The sequence below is a fragment of the Candidatus Binataceae bacterium genome, assembly GCA_035650475.1.
GTDB lineage: Bacteria > Desulfobacterota > Binatia > Binatales > Binataceae > JAKAVN01.
The window spans coordinates 522019-536804 of record DASRHP010000009.1 but is presented as its reverse complement, the minus strand read 5'-3'; the positions used below and the strand labels follow the sequence as shown (position 1 = coordinate 536804).

The window sequence follows — 14786 nt, the reverse complement described above, 5'->3', positions numbered from 1 at the left end:
GGCGGGCTCCAGAGAGCCGCTGCGCTGAGGGGGAATTACCGGACAAATCGGGCTGCCGCGTTGGGCCCCGACGCCGTCAGCGCCGGCTCAACGCGCGCGTGCGACGGATCCGCCGATGCGCCATCCCGCGCGATGGTTGAGTATCGCTTTCGAAGCGAGGAGGAAAGGATGACGAGTAGAATTTGTTGGGCTGGCGTGCCGGTAATTATCGGACTGATTATTCTGGCTCCGACCCTGCGAGGTCAGCCGCGCGCATGGGCGATCGACGCCTCGGTGACCATCCTGTCGCCCGCCGACGGCGCCAGCGTAAGCGGCACGGTCACGGTGAAGGCTTCGATGGGTCCCGACGCCTGGTGGGCGCATCTGAAGGTTGATGGCGAGCTGGTGGCGACCTCGCCGCCCTATACTTTCACGTGGGATTCCACCAAGGCCGCTAACGGCTCGCATACGTTGAAAGTGGACAGTTTTCTCAGAAACGGCGCGGTCCCGGTCGCAAGCCAGTCGGTCACGGTGTCCGTGAACAATTCTTCCGGCTCGACCGTTTACTTTTCGACCCTGGCCCCGGGAGCGAGTCTGCCCGGCGAAGCCTGGTGCGCGAACAACATTCCCGCCACGCCTGAAACGATTTCGATCAACGCGCTGCCCAACTCCCAGAAACCATCAAGCGATCAGCTCGCCGCCTTCCGCGAAGGCGAATCCGGTGCCGCCGTACCGGTCGCATACCTGAACCGGGTCGACGGCAACTACACAGGGTCAACCGACATGATCCTGCGGTGGGCAGCGTGCAAGTGGGGGATCGACGAGAATATGGTCCGCGCCGAGGCGTGGGGCGAGTCGGCCGGCGTGCAGGCGGGTGCGCAGGGCGTCGGCGATTGGACCAGTGATTCCTCGCGCTGCCCACCGGGAAGCGGCTTCCCCGGAGCATGGGACGGAACGAGCTGCGGCCAGAGTTACGGCATCCTGCAGGTAAAGTACATCTATCAGCCCTACACCTGGCCGATGATCCGGACCTCCACCGCGTTCAACGTCGATTACCGATTCGCCGTGCAGCGCGCCTGCATGAACGGCGACATCGCCTACCTCGCACAGCGCACGCCTGACAGTGGCTATCCAACGTATCCCAATGGAAACAGCGATCAGATGCTGTGGGGATGTATCGGGCAGTGGTACTCGGGCGGATGGTATGACGACGGCGCGCTCGGGTATATCGACTGGATCAGGAACCAGTTGAGCGCCGAGCGCTGGAAGCAGTGATCATCGCGCGGAGGGCGTGCCGGCTCGCAGCAGTGCCCGCGGTCGCGGCGGAATCGCCTCGGCCGCGGCCTGGCGCTGCTCACCCAGCCGGCGCAGCGTAGCCGCTATCTGTTCGCTGAATTCGGCGACGATCCGGCTGAGTGCGGCGGTGCTTGCCGCTACGTCGCCCGGGGCGCTGCTTTGGGCAAGCATCGTGTTGCTTGCATCGAGCATCCGCTTGTCGCGCCCATCGAGAATCGTCCAGCGCGCCGCGAGCAGGTTCTGTCCGGAGGCGTCGGTTTCGAAACGATGGACCGCGACCTCGATCTGATAGTCGATCGCCGTCGAGTTGTACCACGGATAGTCGTGCAGGCGCGCGCCGTCGAGACGGGCGGCAAGGTCCTGGCCGAGCACACGCGCGAAGTTCTTCGCCAGCGGCTCGGCCCAGCGATCGACCTCGGAAATCCGCAGCTCGTTGGCGCCGACACGCGTCACGGTCTGCGGCCGATCCAGGTAAGCAGGCATCGTGATCGGGCCAAGCCCGACGGACAGGCTACCGCCAGCGCTCGCCGGACTCACTTCGCCCGCGGGCGGCTGCGGCGTCAGCAGGTAGAACCGCGACGGGTCGGGGCGCGGCTCGAGCAGCGAAGAGCATCCGGCGGCGCCGAGCAGGAAAACGGCAAGCGCGAACGCAAGCGATCTTCGCGCACACGGGTTTGACGCAAATGTTTTCATGGCGAGTTACCCACTGGCGCGGCTGGTTGCGCGCGAGAGTCCGCCGCTGAGCCGGCGGGAAAGTGTTTGCCCCGGATAAGGGCGGACGGGTTGCGTTGCAGGTAGTCGGTCAACTGCCGCATCGAGGCCGCGGTCGCCGACAGCTCGTCGAGCGTCTGATTGAGCTTGTAGGCGAGCGGCGAGCCGGGCTCGATGCTCGCCTGGAGGGTGTTCAGGGTGTCCTGAGCCTGCTTCATCGCGCGGTCGGTATCGACCAGCAGCCGGTCGGCATCGCTCAACAGTGAACCCATCCGCGCGTCCATCTGGCTCATCGCGCGCCGCAGCTGCGCCATCGTCTTGTTCATGTTGTCAAGCGTGCTCTGCATCGACTCGACCGTGCCGCGCACCTGCGGCGACTCGATGAATTCCCGGATCGAGTCGGAGGTGCCCTTGGTCGAATCGATGAAGCCCTGGAAGTCGGTTTCGTTAAGCTTGGAGACGATCTCGGCGATCTGCTCCTGGATCTGTTCAAGCTGGGTCGGCAGGGTGGGAATCTCGTGATAAGTCGACGACTTGGGCAGCAGCAGGCGTGGCCGGGTCGAGGGGCGCATCTCGAGATTCACGTAGAGCAAGCCGGTCAGGATGCTCTCCAGGGCGAGCTGGCCGCGCAGGCCGTCCTGGATCAGGCGGTCGATCTGGCGCGGGTCGTCGAAATCGATTTGGGGCACGCCGCCGAGCAGGATCCGCTCGTGATCGATCTCGATCAGGACCGGGATAGCGATGCGCGAGAAGCGGCGCGGCTTGACCCCGTTGAGCTGGCTGATGCTCAGCCGAATATCGGTGACGCGGCCGATTTCGACTCCGCGAAACTTCACCGGCGCGCCCACCCGCAGGCCGTTGACGTTGCTGTCAAAGAAGAGGACGAAGTCGTAGGTCTTGCGGAAGAGCCGCCCCGAGCCAAGGATCACCACCGCCGCCACCACCAGCGCGACCGCCCCCAGCACGAAGGCGCCGATCAGCTCCGGCTGCGCGCGCTTAAGCATGGGCGCTCCCCGGGCGCGCGGCGTCGGCGCTGCCCAAGAACAGGCGCACACGGTCGTCCTGGCACTCCGCGCGCAGGCGCTTTGGATCTCCGGACGCGATCACCGTGCGGGTCGTCGGATCGATGAACACGCTGTTGGTGCCGATGCGAAAGATGGTGGTCAGGTCGTGGGTGACCACGACGAAGGTGGCACCCAGACTGTCGCGCAGCTCGAGGATCAAATCGTTGAGCCTGCGCGCGCTTATCGGGTCGAGCGCCGCCGTCGGCTCATCGAAGAACAGGATCTCAGGGTCCAGCGCCATCGCGCGCGCCAGCCCCGCCCGCGTGCGCATCCCGCCGCTGATCTCGGCCGGGTAATAGTCTTCGAAGCCGCGCAACCCGACCAGCGCGAGCTTGGCCGAAGCGACCTCGCGGACCTCGCCCGGGCTGAGCCGGGTGAACTCGCTCAGCGGAAGGCCGACGTTCTCGGCCAGCGTCATCGAACTCCACAGCGCGCCCGACTGGAAGAGCACGCCGACGCGCTGGAGCAGCGCACGGCGCTCTTCGGCGCTGGCCTGGGTGAAGTTGACCCCGCCGTAGAAGATGTCGCCGCTCTCCGGCTCCTTCAGCCCGACCATCGCGTTGAGCAATGTGCTTTTGCCGCAGCCGCTGGGGCCCATCACGATGAAAATCTCGCCGCGCCGCACGCTGAAATTCAGGCCGTGCAGCACCACGAACGCGCCGTAGCTGAGGCAGAGGTCGCGCACCGTGACGTGGGCCTCGGCCGGCGCAAACGTGGCCGCGATATTCGATGGCGTGGCCGTCGCGCCGCCCGTTTCATCCATCGGCTCAGATGTCGAGCACATCGAACACCCAGGCGAAGAGGCCGCACGCGCTGACCACCAGCACGATGCTGGTGACCACGGCGGCGGTCGCCGCGTCGCCCACCGCCGAGGAGCTCTGCCCGCATTGGAAGCCGCGCAGGCATCCGGCGAGCGCGATCAGGACGCCGTAGGCGGTGGCCTTGAAGAGGCCGCCAAAGAGCTGAGTCAACGTGAGCGCGTGGAGCGTCTCCTGGTAGTAGGTGATCATCGGCAGATGCAGCATCAGGGTGCCGATACTCGCGCCACCGACCATCGCCACCAAGTCGGCGTACACCGTCAGCAACGGCATCATCAGCGTCAGCGCGATCAGGCGCGGCAGCACCAGAAACTCCATCGGCGAAATGCCGATCGTGGTCAGCGCGTCGATCTCCTGGGTCACCTTCATCGTGCCGAGCTGGGCAGCGAAGGCCGCGCCGGTGCGCCCGGCCATGATGATCGCGGTCATCATCGCGCCCATCTCGCGCACCACGCCGATCGCGACCATATCAGCGACGTAGATCGAGGCGCCGAAGCGGCGCAGCTGCACTGCGCCCATAAAGGCAAGAATCGTCCCGACCAAAAAGGCGATCAGGGTGACGATGCCGAGCGCGTCGGCGCCGCACTCCTGGAGGATGAGCAGGAAATCCGATTGGCGAAAGCGCGCCCGGCCGCGCAGAAATTGACGCGCCGCAACGCCTACTTCGCCGAGGAAGGCGAGAAACTGCCCGACCGAAACGCCGCAGCCGATGCTTATCATGCCCACGCGCGCGAGCAGCCCCGCGCGCACCGGCGGAGCGCGGCCACCCCTCTTCTCGGGCACGGCTTCAGCCAATTCGAGCAGCCGGCGAGCCCCAGCCGGCAAGCCCGCGCGGTCCAGCGCGAGATGATGCTCATCAGCCAGCCGCGCGACCTCGGTCAGGTATGTCACCAGGCTGCTGTCCCACGCTCGCAACCCGCGACAATCGAACGCCACCCTGCGCGGTGGCTGGCCGTCCAGCGCGCTTTCGAATTCAGCCAGCGACGGAAGCCCAGCGTTCAAGTTCCAGGAGCCACCCACGGTAACCATCAGCGTCCCGTCAGGAAGACGGCCGTAGCTGAGCCTGTGCTCGGCAGGTGTCTCCGTTGGAGTCAGAGTTGATTCCATCGCGTACGGCAAACCCGAGGGTATGCATCGAACGAGCGCCTCAGCCTCGCCTTTGCGACTTGGCGCCTCTGTATGTGGGACTTCGCCACCGAGGTTCTTCCCTCCCCGCAGGGAAAGCAGGATTCATACCGCCGGCGCGGCTCAGCCTGCACACTAAGGGGTCACGCTACCCAGTTAACTTTGTTGGCATGATTTTGGCTCTGAGGTGCTTCAAATACTCAGTTCAAGGAGGAGCCATGTATATGCCGTTTGATCGGATTCGCAGCCTGGCTATCGTCGGGCTGCTGCTAGCAATGGTCGGGCTATGCCCGACCGGCGGCTTCGCTCAGGAAACCGTGACCTCGACTAACATCGGGAACTACATCCAGAACGCGAAGACGGCCGAGGATCACGAGGCAATCGCGGCCTACTACGAGGCCGAAGCGACCAAAGCCCGCAAGGCGGCCGAGAGCTATCACAACCAGTACGACTGTTACGTGAAGGAAACCACCGAGCGGCAGCTCAAGGGCGAACGCTTCGGCGAGACCGCGGCCAAGCGCTACTGCCGCAACCTGACCCGGCTGTACAACCAGATCGCGCGGGAGAGCGAGGACCTCGCCAAGCTGCACCACAAGATTGCGGACGCGATGAAGTCGGGCGCGCCCGCTTCCGCCGGTTCATAATGCGGAGGATGAGTCGGGCGGGCTTCAACGCCGCCCGACTGTCTGTTCTGGTTGCGCCGCTTCCGCGGGCCGGGCGAGTTGCTTCGCCGCGCGAGCTCCCTCAGAGCCCGGGCAGCTTCGGCGTGGCCTTCCACGCCGGGCGCGCTCGGAGCGCTTCGAGGTAGGCGCGAATGTTCGGAAAGTCGGCGAGGCTGAACTGCGCCTTCTCGATCACGTTAAGCACCGGCCCAAAGCCGCATTCGACCAGCGTGAAGCGATCGCCCAGCAGCCATTTGCTCTTCGCCAGGCGGTCTTCGACAACCCGAAGAACCTCGGGCAGCGCGCTCTCGCCGCGCGCGATCGCGTCGTGATCAGGCTCGAGCCCGAGCAGCCGCTTCGCGATGCGATTATAGACGAGGTCGGTGGCCGGCGGCGAAATGTGCGTCGAGAGAAAGAAGAGCCAGCGCAACGCGTCGGCCCGCCCAGCCGCCGTCGTCGGCCACATTCTTCCGGCTTTGTCGCCCAGGTAGCAGAGAATCGCGTGCGACTCCCATAGCGTGAGATCGCCGTCCACCAGCACCGGCACCCTGCCGAATGGATTGAGCGCGAGGAACTCGGGCGTGCGCTGTTCGCGCCGGGTCAAATCAACTGGAACCATCTCGCACTCCATCCCCAGTTCGAGCTGTGCGAAGCGGACCTTCTGCGGGTTGGGAGACGGAAAATAGTACAGCTTCATCGCTTGCCTCCGAAGCAGAGCTGCTATCTGTCGTATTCATCGCGCCGGCGCACCCAGAACTGCGGATGCGGATAGCCGGCCTCGTCGCGGCCCTTGGGCGTGAGGTCGATGTAGTGATAAGCGCCGTTCAGCATATCGAGGCCGCGCGCATAGGTCGAATAGGTATGGAAGATCGCGCCGGCCTGATCGCGCGCGAATACGCTGATGGCCGCGGTCTCCTCGCCTTGCAGCCTGCGCCGCTCATAGTTCCGCAAGCCGATGCCACGCTCGATTTCGTCGGGCGTGAACGAAACGAAGTAGTCGTAATTGAAATCGCTGCCGAATGACGACAGCCACTTGAAGCTCCATCCCATCCGCCGGAGGTAAGCCGCGAGCTTCGGGTACGGCGCGCGCGAGATCGCCACGAAACTGATGTCGCGATGGGCGAGATGGATCGGTATACGATCGAAATTGTCCGCCCAGAATGAGCAGTGCGGACATCCCGCCTCCCACGCTGGAGCGAACATGAAGTGATAGACGACGAGCTGATTCCTGTCGCCGAAGAGCTGCGCAAGAGTCTCCTTGCCGTCGGGCCCTTCGAATATGTACTGCTTGTTGACCGCTTCCCACGGCAGCTCGCGCCGCCGCGCGCTCAGCTCATCGCGCAGCCGCGTGAACTCCTTTTCCCGCGCCAGCAGTTCCTTTCGCGCCTCGATCCATTCCTCGTGAGATACGATTCGGTGTTGCATCGCGCGCCCTCACTCCACCATTGACTGACAATCAATCCACTCGATCGGCTGCCCGCTCACCGCGAACGGTCAAGATGCGTCTGATAGTGTCCGAGCATCGTTTCCCATCCGGAGTGGTAGCGGCCGCGCGCCTCGCGCGTCTTCGCGTCCTGCTCCCAGCCGCTATGTTCGAGTTCGATTCGGGTTCCGCCGGCGTCGGGGATGAAGCGGATTTCGACCCGGGTTGCGAGGTCCCAACTCGGCGCCCGCCAGGTGAAGGCCACCACGCTCGGTGGTCGATAGGTCGTGACGCGCCCGATTTCATACTCGGAGCCGTCCGTGCGCCGCTCGTAGAATCGCCCGCCGACCTCGCATTCGAGAAAGACCTTGCTCCCCACGCCGCTGAATCCCGCCGGCCACCATTGGCTGATCTCCTTGCAGAAAGCGCGGAAAGAGGCCTCGGGCGAGCGTTCGACCCGTATCGACTTGCGAATGGTCATGCCTTCTCCTCTGCGTAACGTTTGAAGGCGTCGAGCGCGACGTCCCAGAAGCGCCCGACTTGTTCCAGTTCCGCGATCAGCGCCCGAATCTCGGGGCCGCCCGCGGGCGCGAGTTCGTAAATTCGCTCGCGCCCGCTCCTCTTGGCTCTGACCAGCCCGGCCCTGGCGAGCAGCCGAGTGTGCTTGCAGATGGCCGGACGACTTATCGCGAAGCCTTTGGCGAGTTCACCCGCACGGCGCGGCCGTTCGGCCAGGCGGCGCAGCAATTCGCGCCGGGTGGGATCAGCGAGCGCGGCGAGCGTCGAGTCGAGCGGCACCGGGCGATATGTAACCAATAGGTTACATAAATGTCAAGCACTCGGCTCGGTCTTCCCGGGCATTGGGCGATATCGTTGCCGGACGCGCGACAGGCGCAAGTCGGGCGCCGCCTTATTTCGGTATTCGCCTCCCGCTCACCCGTGATATGCTTTCGGCTGGCGATCCAACGCGAGGGCCGGCGCGGCGGAATACGCTACATTCCAAGGAGGACGAGGGGATGACGCGGCCCAAAGTGTTGCTCGTCGCCGCCGTCGCGTCCTGTGCCGCGATGCTGGCGCAGGGATGCGCTAGTACGGAGAAGACCACCACCGTAACCACCACCACTCGCGTAAGCGGCGCGAGCGTAAGCTCGCAGACCGGAACCGACGAGGGCGCGGCACCCGGCGTACAGCCGGTTGCCACAACCACGACGACCACCACCCAGTCCAGCGAACCCGACAGCGTGCTCGGCGCGACGCTCCATCTGGTCGGCACAATAATTCTGCTGCCGTTCAGGATCGTGGGCGACGTGTTGGGCGCGATTGTCTAGTTGTCGCTTCCTTATGCGCAAGCGCGCCATCCGGCGCCTGTCATCGGAGGATTTTGCCCCATGATAGCCCGCTGACCGCTTCGCCTGCGCGGCGAGCAATGGTAGGATTAATGACGTCATCTTTCCTGCTCGTTTCAACAAACATGGCAGACGCAAAGCGCGTACTGGTCGCTGAGGACCATCCGAGGACACGGCGCGCGTGGACCGAACTCATCGCCTCGTGGGGCTTCGTGGTCGAGGCCGCCGAGGACGGCCGGCGCGCAGTGGAGCTGGCGCAGAGCTTCGAGCCGCACATCCTGCTGCTCGACCTCAAGATGCCGGGTAGCGACGGAATCGAGGTGCTCGGCGAGCTGCGCCGGCGCGGCCTTCCGATCACCACCATCGTGATTTCCGGCGAGGGCGATATTCCCGACGCAGTGCGCGCGATCAAGCTGGGCGCGTACGACTACTTGCGCAAGCCGGTCGATCCGCCGCGCCTGCATCAGATGCTGCTCAATCTGAGCGAGATGCTGAACATCAGCGAGGAGAACCAGCGGCTGCGATTGCGCCTGATGGGCGCGGGCGAGCTGGGCCCGATCATCGGGCAGTCGCAGGCGATGCGCAAAGTGATGGCGCTGGTCGAACAGGCGGCGCCAAGTTCTGCCTCGGTGATCATCCGGGGCGACAGCGGCACCGGCAAAGAGGTCGTGGCGCGCACGATCCACGAGTACTCGCCCCGGCGCGGCGGCCCCTACGTCGCGGTTAACTGCGCGGCGCTGCCCGAGGGTTTGCTCGAAAGTGAACTCTTCGGCCACGAGCGCGGGGCCTTCACCGGCGCCGACCAGCGGCGTGCGGGCTGCTTCGAACTGGCCAACGGCGGCACCCTGCTGCTCGACGAAATCACCGAAATGAAGCCCGAGCTGCAGGCCAAGCTGCTGCGGGTGATCGAGGATCGCAAGCTAAGGCGTGTGGGCGGCACCAGCGACGTCACGCTCAATGTGCGGGTGCTGGCCGCGACCAACCGCGACTTGGCCGAGGCGTTTCGCGAGGGGCGGCTGCGCGAGGACCTTTACTACCGGCTCAACGTGTTTACTATCGAGCTGCCGCGGCTCGCGGAGCGGGTCGAGGACATCCCTGCGCTGGTGGACCATTTCGTGCGCGAATTCGCGCGCGCCAACTCGAAGAATATCACCGGAGTTGACAACGAGTGCCTCGCCACGCTCAAGGCGCGGCCATGGCCAGGCAACGTACGCGAGCTGCGCAACATCATCGAGCGCGCGGTAATCGTCAGCCCCGGACCGCTGATCACGGTCGCCGATTTGCCGAGCGGCAACGGCGTGCTCGGCGCGCAATCCGAGCCGGCCCGCGACCACGTCGCCCGCGCAAGCGAGATCCCCGGGGCAACGCCCGCCGCCCGGCCTGGCGTGACGACGTCGGCCGCCGAAGGTGTGGCTCTGCCGGTGGGCCAGCCGCTGCGCGCGGTGGAGCGCGAGCTGATTTTAAAGACGCTCGATATGGTGGGCGGCAACCGGCTGCGCGCCGCCGAGATCCTTGGTATCAGCCCCAAGACGCTGTACAACAAGTTGGGCCGCTACCAGGCGAAGTCCGAAGCGGGTAAGGTCTAGGGCGCCCGGCAGCGCATTCGCCGGCGCCCGGGGGTTTTGTGGGCCTGCGCGCAAAAATCGCTGCGATCTTCGTCCCGCTGCTGGTGGCGGCGGTGCTCGCCGTCAGCGCGACCGAGGTCAACCACGCCATGCGCGTGATGGTCGACGACCTCGGCGAGTCGGGGCGCGTGCTGGTCAAGCAGACCTTCGAACAGATTCGCACCGCGCTCTCCAACCAGCGCGGCGACCCGCTGGCCACCCTGCGCGCCGACCGCGCGCTGGCCGCCTTCCTCGCCTCTTCCAGCGCCTTCGGCAAAGGCGTGGTGTACGTGCGGGTCGAGACGATCGATGGGCAGGCGATCGCCGGCTTGCCGCCGGCAGGCAGGGTCAAGCCGCTGCCCTTCGACAGGCTCAGCCGGGCCGCCGCCCGCTGGTCGCCGCTGGCCCGAATCAGGCCGCTGTGGGGGGAACACGTCTATGAGATCAGCGCGCCGGTCGAGATCAACGACCACCCGTTCGCGCTGATCAAGGTGGGGCTGTCCACGGCGCTGATCGCCGCCGAGGTCCATCGCGACGTCGCCAACGTGCTTGTGATCGCGGCAGTAGTGATCGTGGTGAGCCTGCTGGGCGCGCTGCTATCGGGTGTGCTGCTCGCACCGTTGACCGCGATCAGCGCCGGTTTCGAACGACTGGCGGCCGGCGCCGACACCGGCACTATCGAGATTCGCGGGCGCGACGAGCTCAGCGTGCTGGCCGAGAAGTTCAACGCCCTCTCGCAGCGGGTGCGTTTGGACCGCGTACAATGGGAGGACGAGCGCGGCCGCTTCATGAGCATCTTCCGCTCGATCGACGACGCCGTCATCCTGCTCGACGCCGCGGGCGTCGTGCGCTTCTCGAACGAGGAGGCGCAGGGCCGGCTGGGCTTGCCGGCCGGCGGACTCGCCCAGGGCAAGCCGCTCGCCGCGCTGCTCGGCGAGAACCATCCGCTAGTCAATATGGCCCAGACCGCGCGCGCGGCGGCGACCGAACTACGCGACGTCGCCGTCGAGCAAGGGCGCGGCCGGCACAAGATCCCGCTGCTGGTTTCAATCTTTCCTCTCGGGCGGGACCCGGCACAGGCCGGGCAGCTGGTGATCGCGCGCGATCTCAATCCGGTGCGCGAGCTCGAGAGCGTGGTTGACTATTCGGAGCGGCTGGCCCGCCTGGGCGAGCTCATCTCGGCCGCCGCACATCAGATTCGCAATCCGCTCAACGCGATCACCCTGGAGCTCGAGCTGCTCAGCCATGACGCCCTCAACGGGCGTCCGACCGAGGAGCGCGTGCACGCGGTGCGCGAGGAGATCTCGCGCATCGACGAAGCGATCGAAGCGCTGCTGCGCTTCATGCGGCCGGACCGGTTGAAAATCGAGCGCGTAGCTGTCAACGATCTTCTGACCGAACTCGTCAAGGGCCTCAACGATCCGCAAATTGAGGTTGAATGCAGCCTCGATAGCGCGGAGCCGTTTATCAGGGCAGACCGGGCGGTGCTGATGGAAGCGCTGCGCAATTTGCTGCAGAATGCCCTGGACGCGATGCCGAGCGGCGGCCGGCTGACCATCGCCAGCCGCCTGGTCGAGGGCGCGGTCGAACTGGTAATTTCGGATACTGGTCAGGGAATCGCGCCCGAGCATCTCAACAACGTCTTTTGCCTGTATTTCACGACCAAGGAAGACGGCAACGGAGTAGGATTGCCGCTGGCGGTACGTGCTGTCGATCTGCACGGCGGCACGCTGAAGATCGATTCCAAGGTCGACGCGGGCACCAGCGTGCGTATCCGTCTGCCACTGGAAGAGCAGCCGGCGGCGCGGTCTGCGGCGGCGCAAATGAGCGTCGGATAGGTTGGATTGCCATGATAGTGGGCCGGGTTATGGTGTCCGTCGCGGCGGCGGCTATGTGTTTCGCGCTGTCGGGATGTTTCGGGCCCGGCGGCACCTGGCAGTTTCCCCAGCTGATGACGCCGCCTCCGCCACCCGCCTTCCGGGCTCCGCGCTATCAGCCACCGCCGTCGCCGCCTCCGAGCGAAAGCAGCGCGGCCACCCGGAGCCGTGCGCGCGCGAGCAAATCGCGTGCAAGCTCCGCCGCGCCGGCGGAAGCCCAAGCGCCGGCACCAGCCCCTGCTGCCGCGCTGTCACCGACCGATACCGTGCCGGCTCCGACAGTTACGCTCGCCGGCGATAGCGACATTCGCGACCGCGCACTGCGTCTGCTCGACGATGCCGGCGCGCGGCTGGCTAAGGTGGATCGCGGCAAGCTCAACCGCGACAGTGCGGCCACCTATGATCAAGCGAACGACTTTCTGAGCGCTGGCCGCAAAGCCGCCCTCGACCAGGACTACGTCTCTGCCACCGGCTATGCCGAAAAGGCCTCGGTGCTAGCGGACAAGCTCAACCCGGCCACACATTAGAATCCGCCGTGACCGGCACGCCGTTGCTGGTTCTGACGGAATCGAAAAGAGTCCGGCGATGTCTCTTGGAGGCAGCCGCGATCGAGTTCGCGCGCCGTCTGGTTCCGGGAGCCTGGCACGAAGCCTGCTCAGCTTTTTGCGCCCTATGGATCGCAGCACCAGCCGCGGCGGCCGCGCAGCGCCGCCGGAATCTGCTCCATCGCCATCTTCAGCAGCAGGCGTCGAAAGCGCATCCCGCGGCTGTTGAGACGAGCGAAGACCTCGAGCACGCCCTCGCGCCCGTGGCTGACGACCGCCGCGGCGAGTTGCCGCCGACCGATCATACTTACCCGCGCGAGCCGAGCCCGGAGCGCGTCAGCGTCGATCTCGCGGCAGCACCCGGCCGCCCACAGCTCCTCCGCCAAACGCCCCAGCTCAATCCAACCGCGCTCGTGCGACGGATCGAGAGCGAGCAGCCTCGCCAATGGAATTAGACGCGGCTCCTCACGCACGCCACGCGGGCCCGCGAACACGAAGGGCGCGTCGATGGCCTCGACGTCGAAGCGCAGATCAAGGCGCCGCCCGAGGCGGCGGCGAGACGTGTCCGCCATGCGCCTTACCCACGGCGGCTCGACACCGTACATCAGGCAGAGCGACGTCAGCCGCTGCTGGCCATCGGCGATCCACAGCGGCGCGCATCGCCGGCCGTGGTCCGCCGCGCGTGCGTTCCACAATAGCAGCGCGCCGATTGGATAATTGCGCCACAGCGAATCGGCAAGCGCGCATACCTGTCCCGGCTCCCATACGAAGCGGCGCTGGAAGTCGGGCATGTCCCATTCGCCCGCCGCGACGAAGCGCACGGCTTCGGCAACCCGTACAACGCGGTACTCGTATCCGGGCTCGGCCGTAGCCTGCGCGTGCGCCGCGGATTCTGTGGAAATTGCCGGTTCAGGCATCGCTCTCCCCGGGCGCCACGCCTAGGCGCTTTCGGCCAGGGAGGCGTCGGCGAAGAATCCTCGTGCATCCGAGGCGCGGGCCTCGCGCGCGATTTCCGCAAGCGGCAGCGGGCGCAGCCGCTTGGACGCAGCGAACTTGAGCACTTCGTCGAAGTAGGCAACGTCGCCGCGGAAGGGGCGAAGCCGCGACAGGCGCCGCAGTCCGAGGTTCCACGGATGGGCGTAGGCGATAATTGGCACTCCGAGCGTCGCCATCGCCAGCATCCGGTCGCGACTTAGCTCGGAAGCCTGATAGCGATGGAGCACGACGATGCCGGGCCCGCCCAGTTGCGCAGGCTGCACGCAGGCGCGAGACGCGGCGGACACTCCGCAGGGCAAGTCGCCGGCTTGGCGAGGCTCTTCGACGCTGGCCGTGAACCCTGCGCGGCTCAGAAATTGGAGCTGCTCGGACGTCGAACCCTCAAACGGGAAAACCATCACTGGTTGCAGACGAACGTGGAAGCGCTCCTCGATGCGCCCGACGAGGCGCCGTCCGCGCGCAAAGTCGTCGGCCAGGTCGGGGATTTTGCGATGATCAACGTGCCGGTAGAGCCCGTGCCAGACGAAGCCGGTGTCGAAGCTGCGCAGCGTTTCGATGTAGGCGCGCGGCACATGAGTGTAGCTGGGAGTCCAGGCGAAGTCGGTGTGCGCGCCTGGACACAACGCCTCGACACGGCGCAACAGATCGCCGAGCGGTGCGGTATTGAAATGATCGAAGTTGGTCGGCCGGTCGTCAATCACCAGATTGAAAGCGGGCGGCCGCTTCACGTCGCGGCCGGCCGCGCGATCGGCGGCGAACAGAGTCCCCACCGCGTGATGGCGCGTGTCGGGACGGACCAGCCGCATCAAGAGCGCGACCCCGCTCTGGGAGCCGGCATCCTCTTCTTCAGGATGGAGGTCGTAGATGACGCATCCGCGGCCGCATTCCAGCATGAAGATCCCGGCGCGCTCGACACCATCGACATGACGCACCGTCATCAGGGGCTGGACAGGGAACCCCTCGAGCTCCGCGCCGGCAGCCTCGAAAGCGCCCGTCGTCTCTTCGTTCATCAGCACGGCCGGCACGATTGCGCCGGTCGTGAAGCGATAACCGACAGCGCGGCGCTCGCCCGCGACCCGGACGCACCCGTGCGCAAACGGCGCGAGATCGAGCGACGCAGCATTACGCGGCAGGCCGCGCACGTAGAGTACGGCTCCTTCGCTCACCAGGCGGGCTAATCGCCGTTTCTCATCAACGTGCAAAACAGGCAAATGCGACGCGCCGATCGTGATGAGCGCGGTGGACGGCGCCAGAGGCGAGGCGCCCTGCTCGCACCAGCGCGTCAGGCTTACGCCGCGCAGCCGGGCGAATTGATCGGCCAGCGATGTGGCCCTGTCCAT

16 protein-coding genes are annotated in these 14786 nt (G+C 65.9%); 6 read left to right on the top strand and 10 right to left on the bottom strand.

Annotation, left to right across the window (positions count from 1 at the left end):
• The first annotated feature begins 168 nt into the window (after positions 1 to 168).
• On the top strand, positions 169 to 1254 hold the full coding sequence (locus VFB33_08770) for an Ig-like domain-containing protein (GenBank protein HZO81775.1): 1086 nt from the start codon (positions 169 to 171) through the stop codon (positions 1252 to 1254).
• Here the strand turns inward: VFB33_08770 and VFB33_08765 are convergent, their stop codons facing one another.
• The 4 genes from VFB33_08765 to VFB33_08750 are packed head-to-tail and all read right to left on the bottom strand — an operon-like array spanning position 1255 to position 4975.
• On the bottom strand, positions 1255 to 1968 hold the full coding sequence (locus tag VFB33_08765) for a PqiC family protein (GenBank protein ID HZO81774.1): 714 nt from the start codon (positions 1966 to 1968) through the stop codon (positions 1255 to 1257).
• On the bottom strand, positions 1965 to 2990 hold the full coding sequence (locus tag VFB33_08760) for an MlaD family protein (protein ID HZO81773.1): 1026 nt from the start codon (positions 2988 to 2990) through the stop codon (positions 1965 to 1967). Before VFB33_08760 ends, VFB33_08765 begins: the two co-directional genes overlap by 4 nt.
• Positions 2983 to 3813, bottom strand: a complete 831-nt coding sequence (locus VFB33_08755; protein HZO81772.1) for an ATP-binding cassette domain-containing protein — start codon at positions 3811 to 3813, stop codon at positions 2983 to 2985. The genes VFB33_08760 and VFB33_08755 overlap by 8 nt, the downstream gene beginning before the upstream one ends.
• A 4-nt stretch (positions 3814 to 3817) precedes the next feature.
• Entirely contained in the window at positions 3818 to 4975 is a 1158-nt protein-coding gene (locus VFB33_08750; GenBank protein HZO81771.1) for an ABC transporter permease, read from the bottom strand.
• 242 nt (positions 4976 to 5217) lie between these two features.
• On the opposite strand from VFB33_08750, the gene VFB33_08745 reads away from it, so the two are divergent.
• Positions 5218 to 5637, top strand: coding sequence for a hypothetical protein (locus VFB33_08745; GenBank protein ID HZO81770.1), 420 nt, complete (start codon positions 5218 to 5220; stop codon positions 5635 to 5637).
• A 100-nt stretch (positions 5638 to 5737) separates the two neighbouring features.
• Here VFB33_08745 and VFB33_08740 read toward each other — a convergent pair whose 3' ends face one another.
• Genes VFB33_08740 through VFB33_08725 form a run of 4 tightly spaced genes read right to left on the bottom strand, consistent with a single transcriptional unit; the run spans position 5738 to position 7876 of the window.
• Positions 5738 to 6352, bottom strand: a complete 615-nt coding sequence (locus VFB33_08740; protein HZO81769.1) for a glutathione S-transferase family protein — start codon at positions 6350 to 6352, stop codon at positions 5738 to 5740.
• A gap of 23 nt (positions 6353 to 6375) precedes the next feature.
• A complete protein-coding gene (locus VFB33_08735) occupies positions 6376 to 7080 on the bottom strand; it encodes a thioredoxin family protein (protein ID HZO81768.1) in 705 nt (234 codons plus the stop codon).
• A 56-nt stretch (positions 7081 to 7136) separates the two neighbouring features.
• Positions 7137 to 7559 carry an SRPBCC domain-containing protein gene (locus VFB33_08730; GenBank protein ID HZO81767.1) on the bottom strand — a complete coding sequence of 141 codons (423 nt, stop codon included), beginning with the start codon at positions 7557 to 7559 and terminating at the stop codon, positions 7137 to 7139.
• On the bottom strand, positions 7556 to 7876 hold the full coding sequence (locus VFB33_08725; protein HZO81766.1) for a metalloregulator ArsR/SmtB family transcription factor: 321 nt from the start codon (positions 7874 to 7876) through the stop codon (positions 7556 to 7558). Before VFB33_08725 ends, VFB33_08730 begins: the two co-directional genes overlap by 4 nt.
• Positions 7877 to 8094: 218 nt before the next feature.
• Here VFB33_08725 and VFB33_08720 point away from each other — a divergent pair, with 218 nt between their 5' ends.
• From VFB33_08720 to VFB33_08705, 4 genes are all read left to right on the top strand, one after another.
• Entirely contained in the window at positions 8095 to 8406 is a 312-nt protein-coding gene (locus tag VFB33_08720; GenBank protein ID HZO81765.1) for a hypothetical protein, read from the top strand.
• 143 nt (positions 8407 to 8549) lie between these two features.
• Positions 8550 to 10010: a sigma-54 dependent transcriptional regulator gene (locus tag VFB33_08715; GenBank protein HZO81764.1), complete on the top strand. Its 1461-nt coding sequence runs from the start codon at positions 8550 to 8552 to the stop codon at positions 10008 to 10010.
• A gap of 38 nt (positions 10011 to 10048) precedes the next feature.
• Positions 10049 to 11866, top strand: a complete 1818-nt coding sequence (locus VFB33_08710) for an ATP-binding protein (protein HZO81763.1) — start codon at positions 10049 to 10051, stop codon at positions 11864 to 11866.
• Between the two features lie 305 nt (positions 11867 to 12171).
• Positions 12172 to 12432, top strand: coding sequence for a hypothetical protein (locus tag VFB33_08705; protein HZO81762.1), 261 nt, complete (start codon positions 12172 to 12174; stop codon positions 12430 to 12432).
• A 143-nt stretch (positions 12433 to 12575) separates the two neighbouring features.
• Here the strand turns inward: VFB33_08705 and VFB33_08700 are convergent, their stop codons facing one another.
• Both VFB33_08700 and VFB33_08695 read right to left on the bottom strand, forming a co-directional pair.
• Entirely contained in the window at positions 12576 to 13367 is a 792-nt protein-coding gene (locus VFB33_08700) for a DUF262 domain-containing protein (protein ID HZO81761.1), read from the bottom strand.
• 21 nt (positions 13368 to 13388) lie between these two features.
• Positions 13389 to 14786 (bottom strand): hypothetical protein, encoded by a 1398-nt coding sequence (locus VFB33_08695; protein HZO81760.1) that lies wholly within the window; start codon positions 14784 to 14786, stop codon positions 13389 to 13391.

Bases quoted from the DNA above. Each gene is read 5' to 3' on its own strand.
- VFB33_08770 (HZO81775.1), top strand. From the start codon at position 169: ATGACGAGTAGAATTTGTTGGGCTGGCGTGCCGGTAATTATCGGACTG.
- VFB33_08765 (HZO81774.1), bottom strand. From the start codon at position 1,968: ATGAAAACATTTGCGTCAAACCCGTGTGCGCGAAGATCGCTTGCGTTC.
- VFB33_08760 (HZO81773.1), bottom strand. From the start codon at position 2,990: ATGCTTAAGCGCGCGCAGCCGGAGCTGATCGGCGCCTTCGTGCTGGGG.
- VFB33_08755 (HZO81772.1), bottom strand. From the start codon at position 3,813: ATGGATGAAACGGGCGGCGCGACGGCCACGCCATCGAATATCGCGGCC.
- VFB33_08750 (HZO81771.1), bottom strand. From the start codon at position 4,975: ATGGAATCAACTCTGACTCCAACGGAGACACCTGCCGAGCACAGGCTC.
- VFB33_08745 (HZO81770.1), top strand. From the start codon at position 5,218: ATGCCGTTTGATCGGATTCGCAGCCTGGCTATCGTCGGGCTGCTGCTA.
- VFB33_08740 (HZO81769.1), bottom strand. From the start codon at position 6,352: ATGAAGCTGTACTATTTTCCGTCTCCCAACCCGCAGAAGGTCCGCTTC.
- VFB33_08735 (HZO81768.1), bottom strand. From the start codon at position 7,080: ATGCAACACCGAATCGTATCTCACGAGGAATGGATCGAGGCGCGAAAG.
- VFB33_08730 (HZO81767.1), bottom strand. From the start codon at position 7,559: ATGACCATTCGCAAGTCGATACGGGTCGAACGCTCGCCCGAGGCCTCT.
- VFB33_08720 (HZO81765.1), top strand. From the start codon at position 8,095: ATGACGCGGCCCAAAGTGTTGCTCGTCGCCGCCGTCGCGTCCTGTGCC.
- VFB33_08715 (HZO81764.1), top strand. From the start codon at position 8,550: ATGGCAGACGCAAAGCGCGTACTGGTCGCTGAGGACCATCCGAGGACA.
- VFB33_08700 (HZO81761.1), bottom strand. From the start codon at position 13,367: ATGCCTGAACCGGCAATTTCCACAGAATCCGCGGCGCACGCGCAGGCT.
- VFB33_08695 (HZO81760.1), bottom strand. From the start codon at position 14,786: ATGGACAGGGCCACATCGCTGGCCGATCAATTCGCCCGGCTGCGCGGC.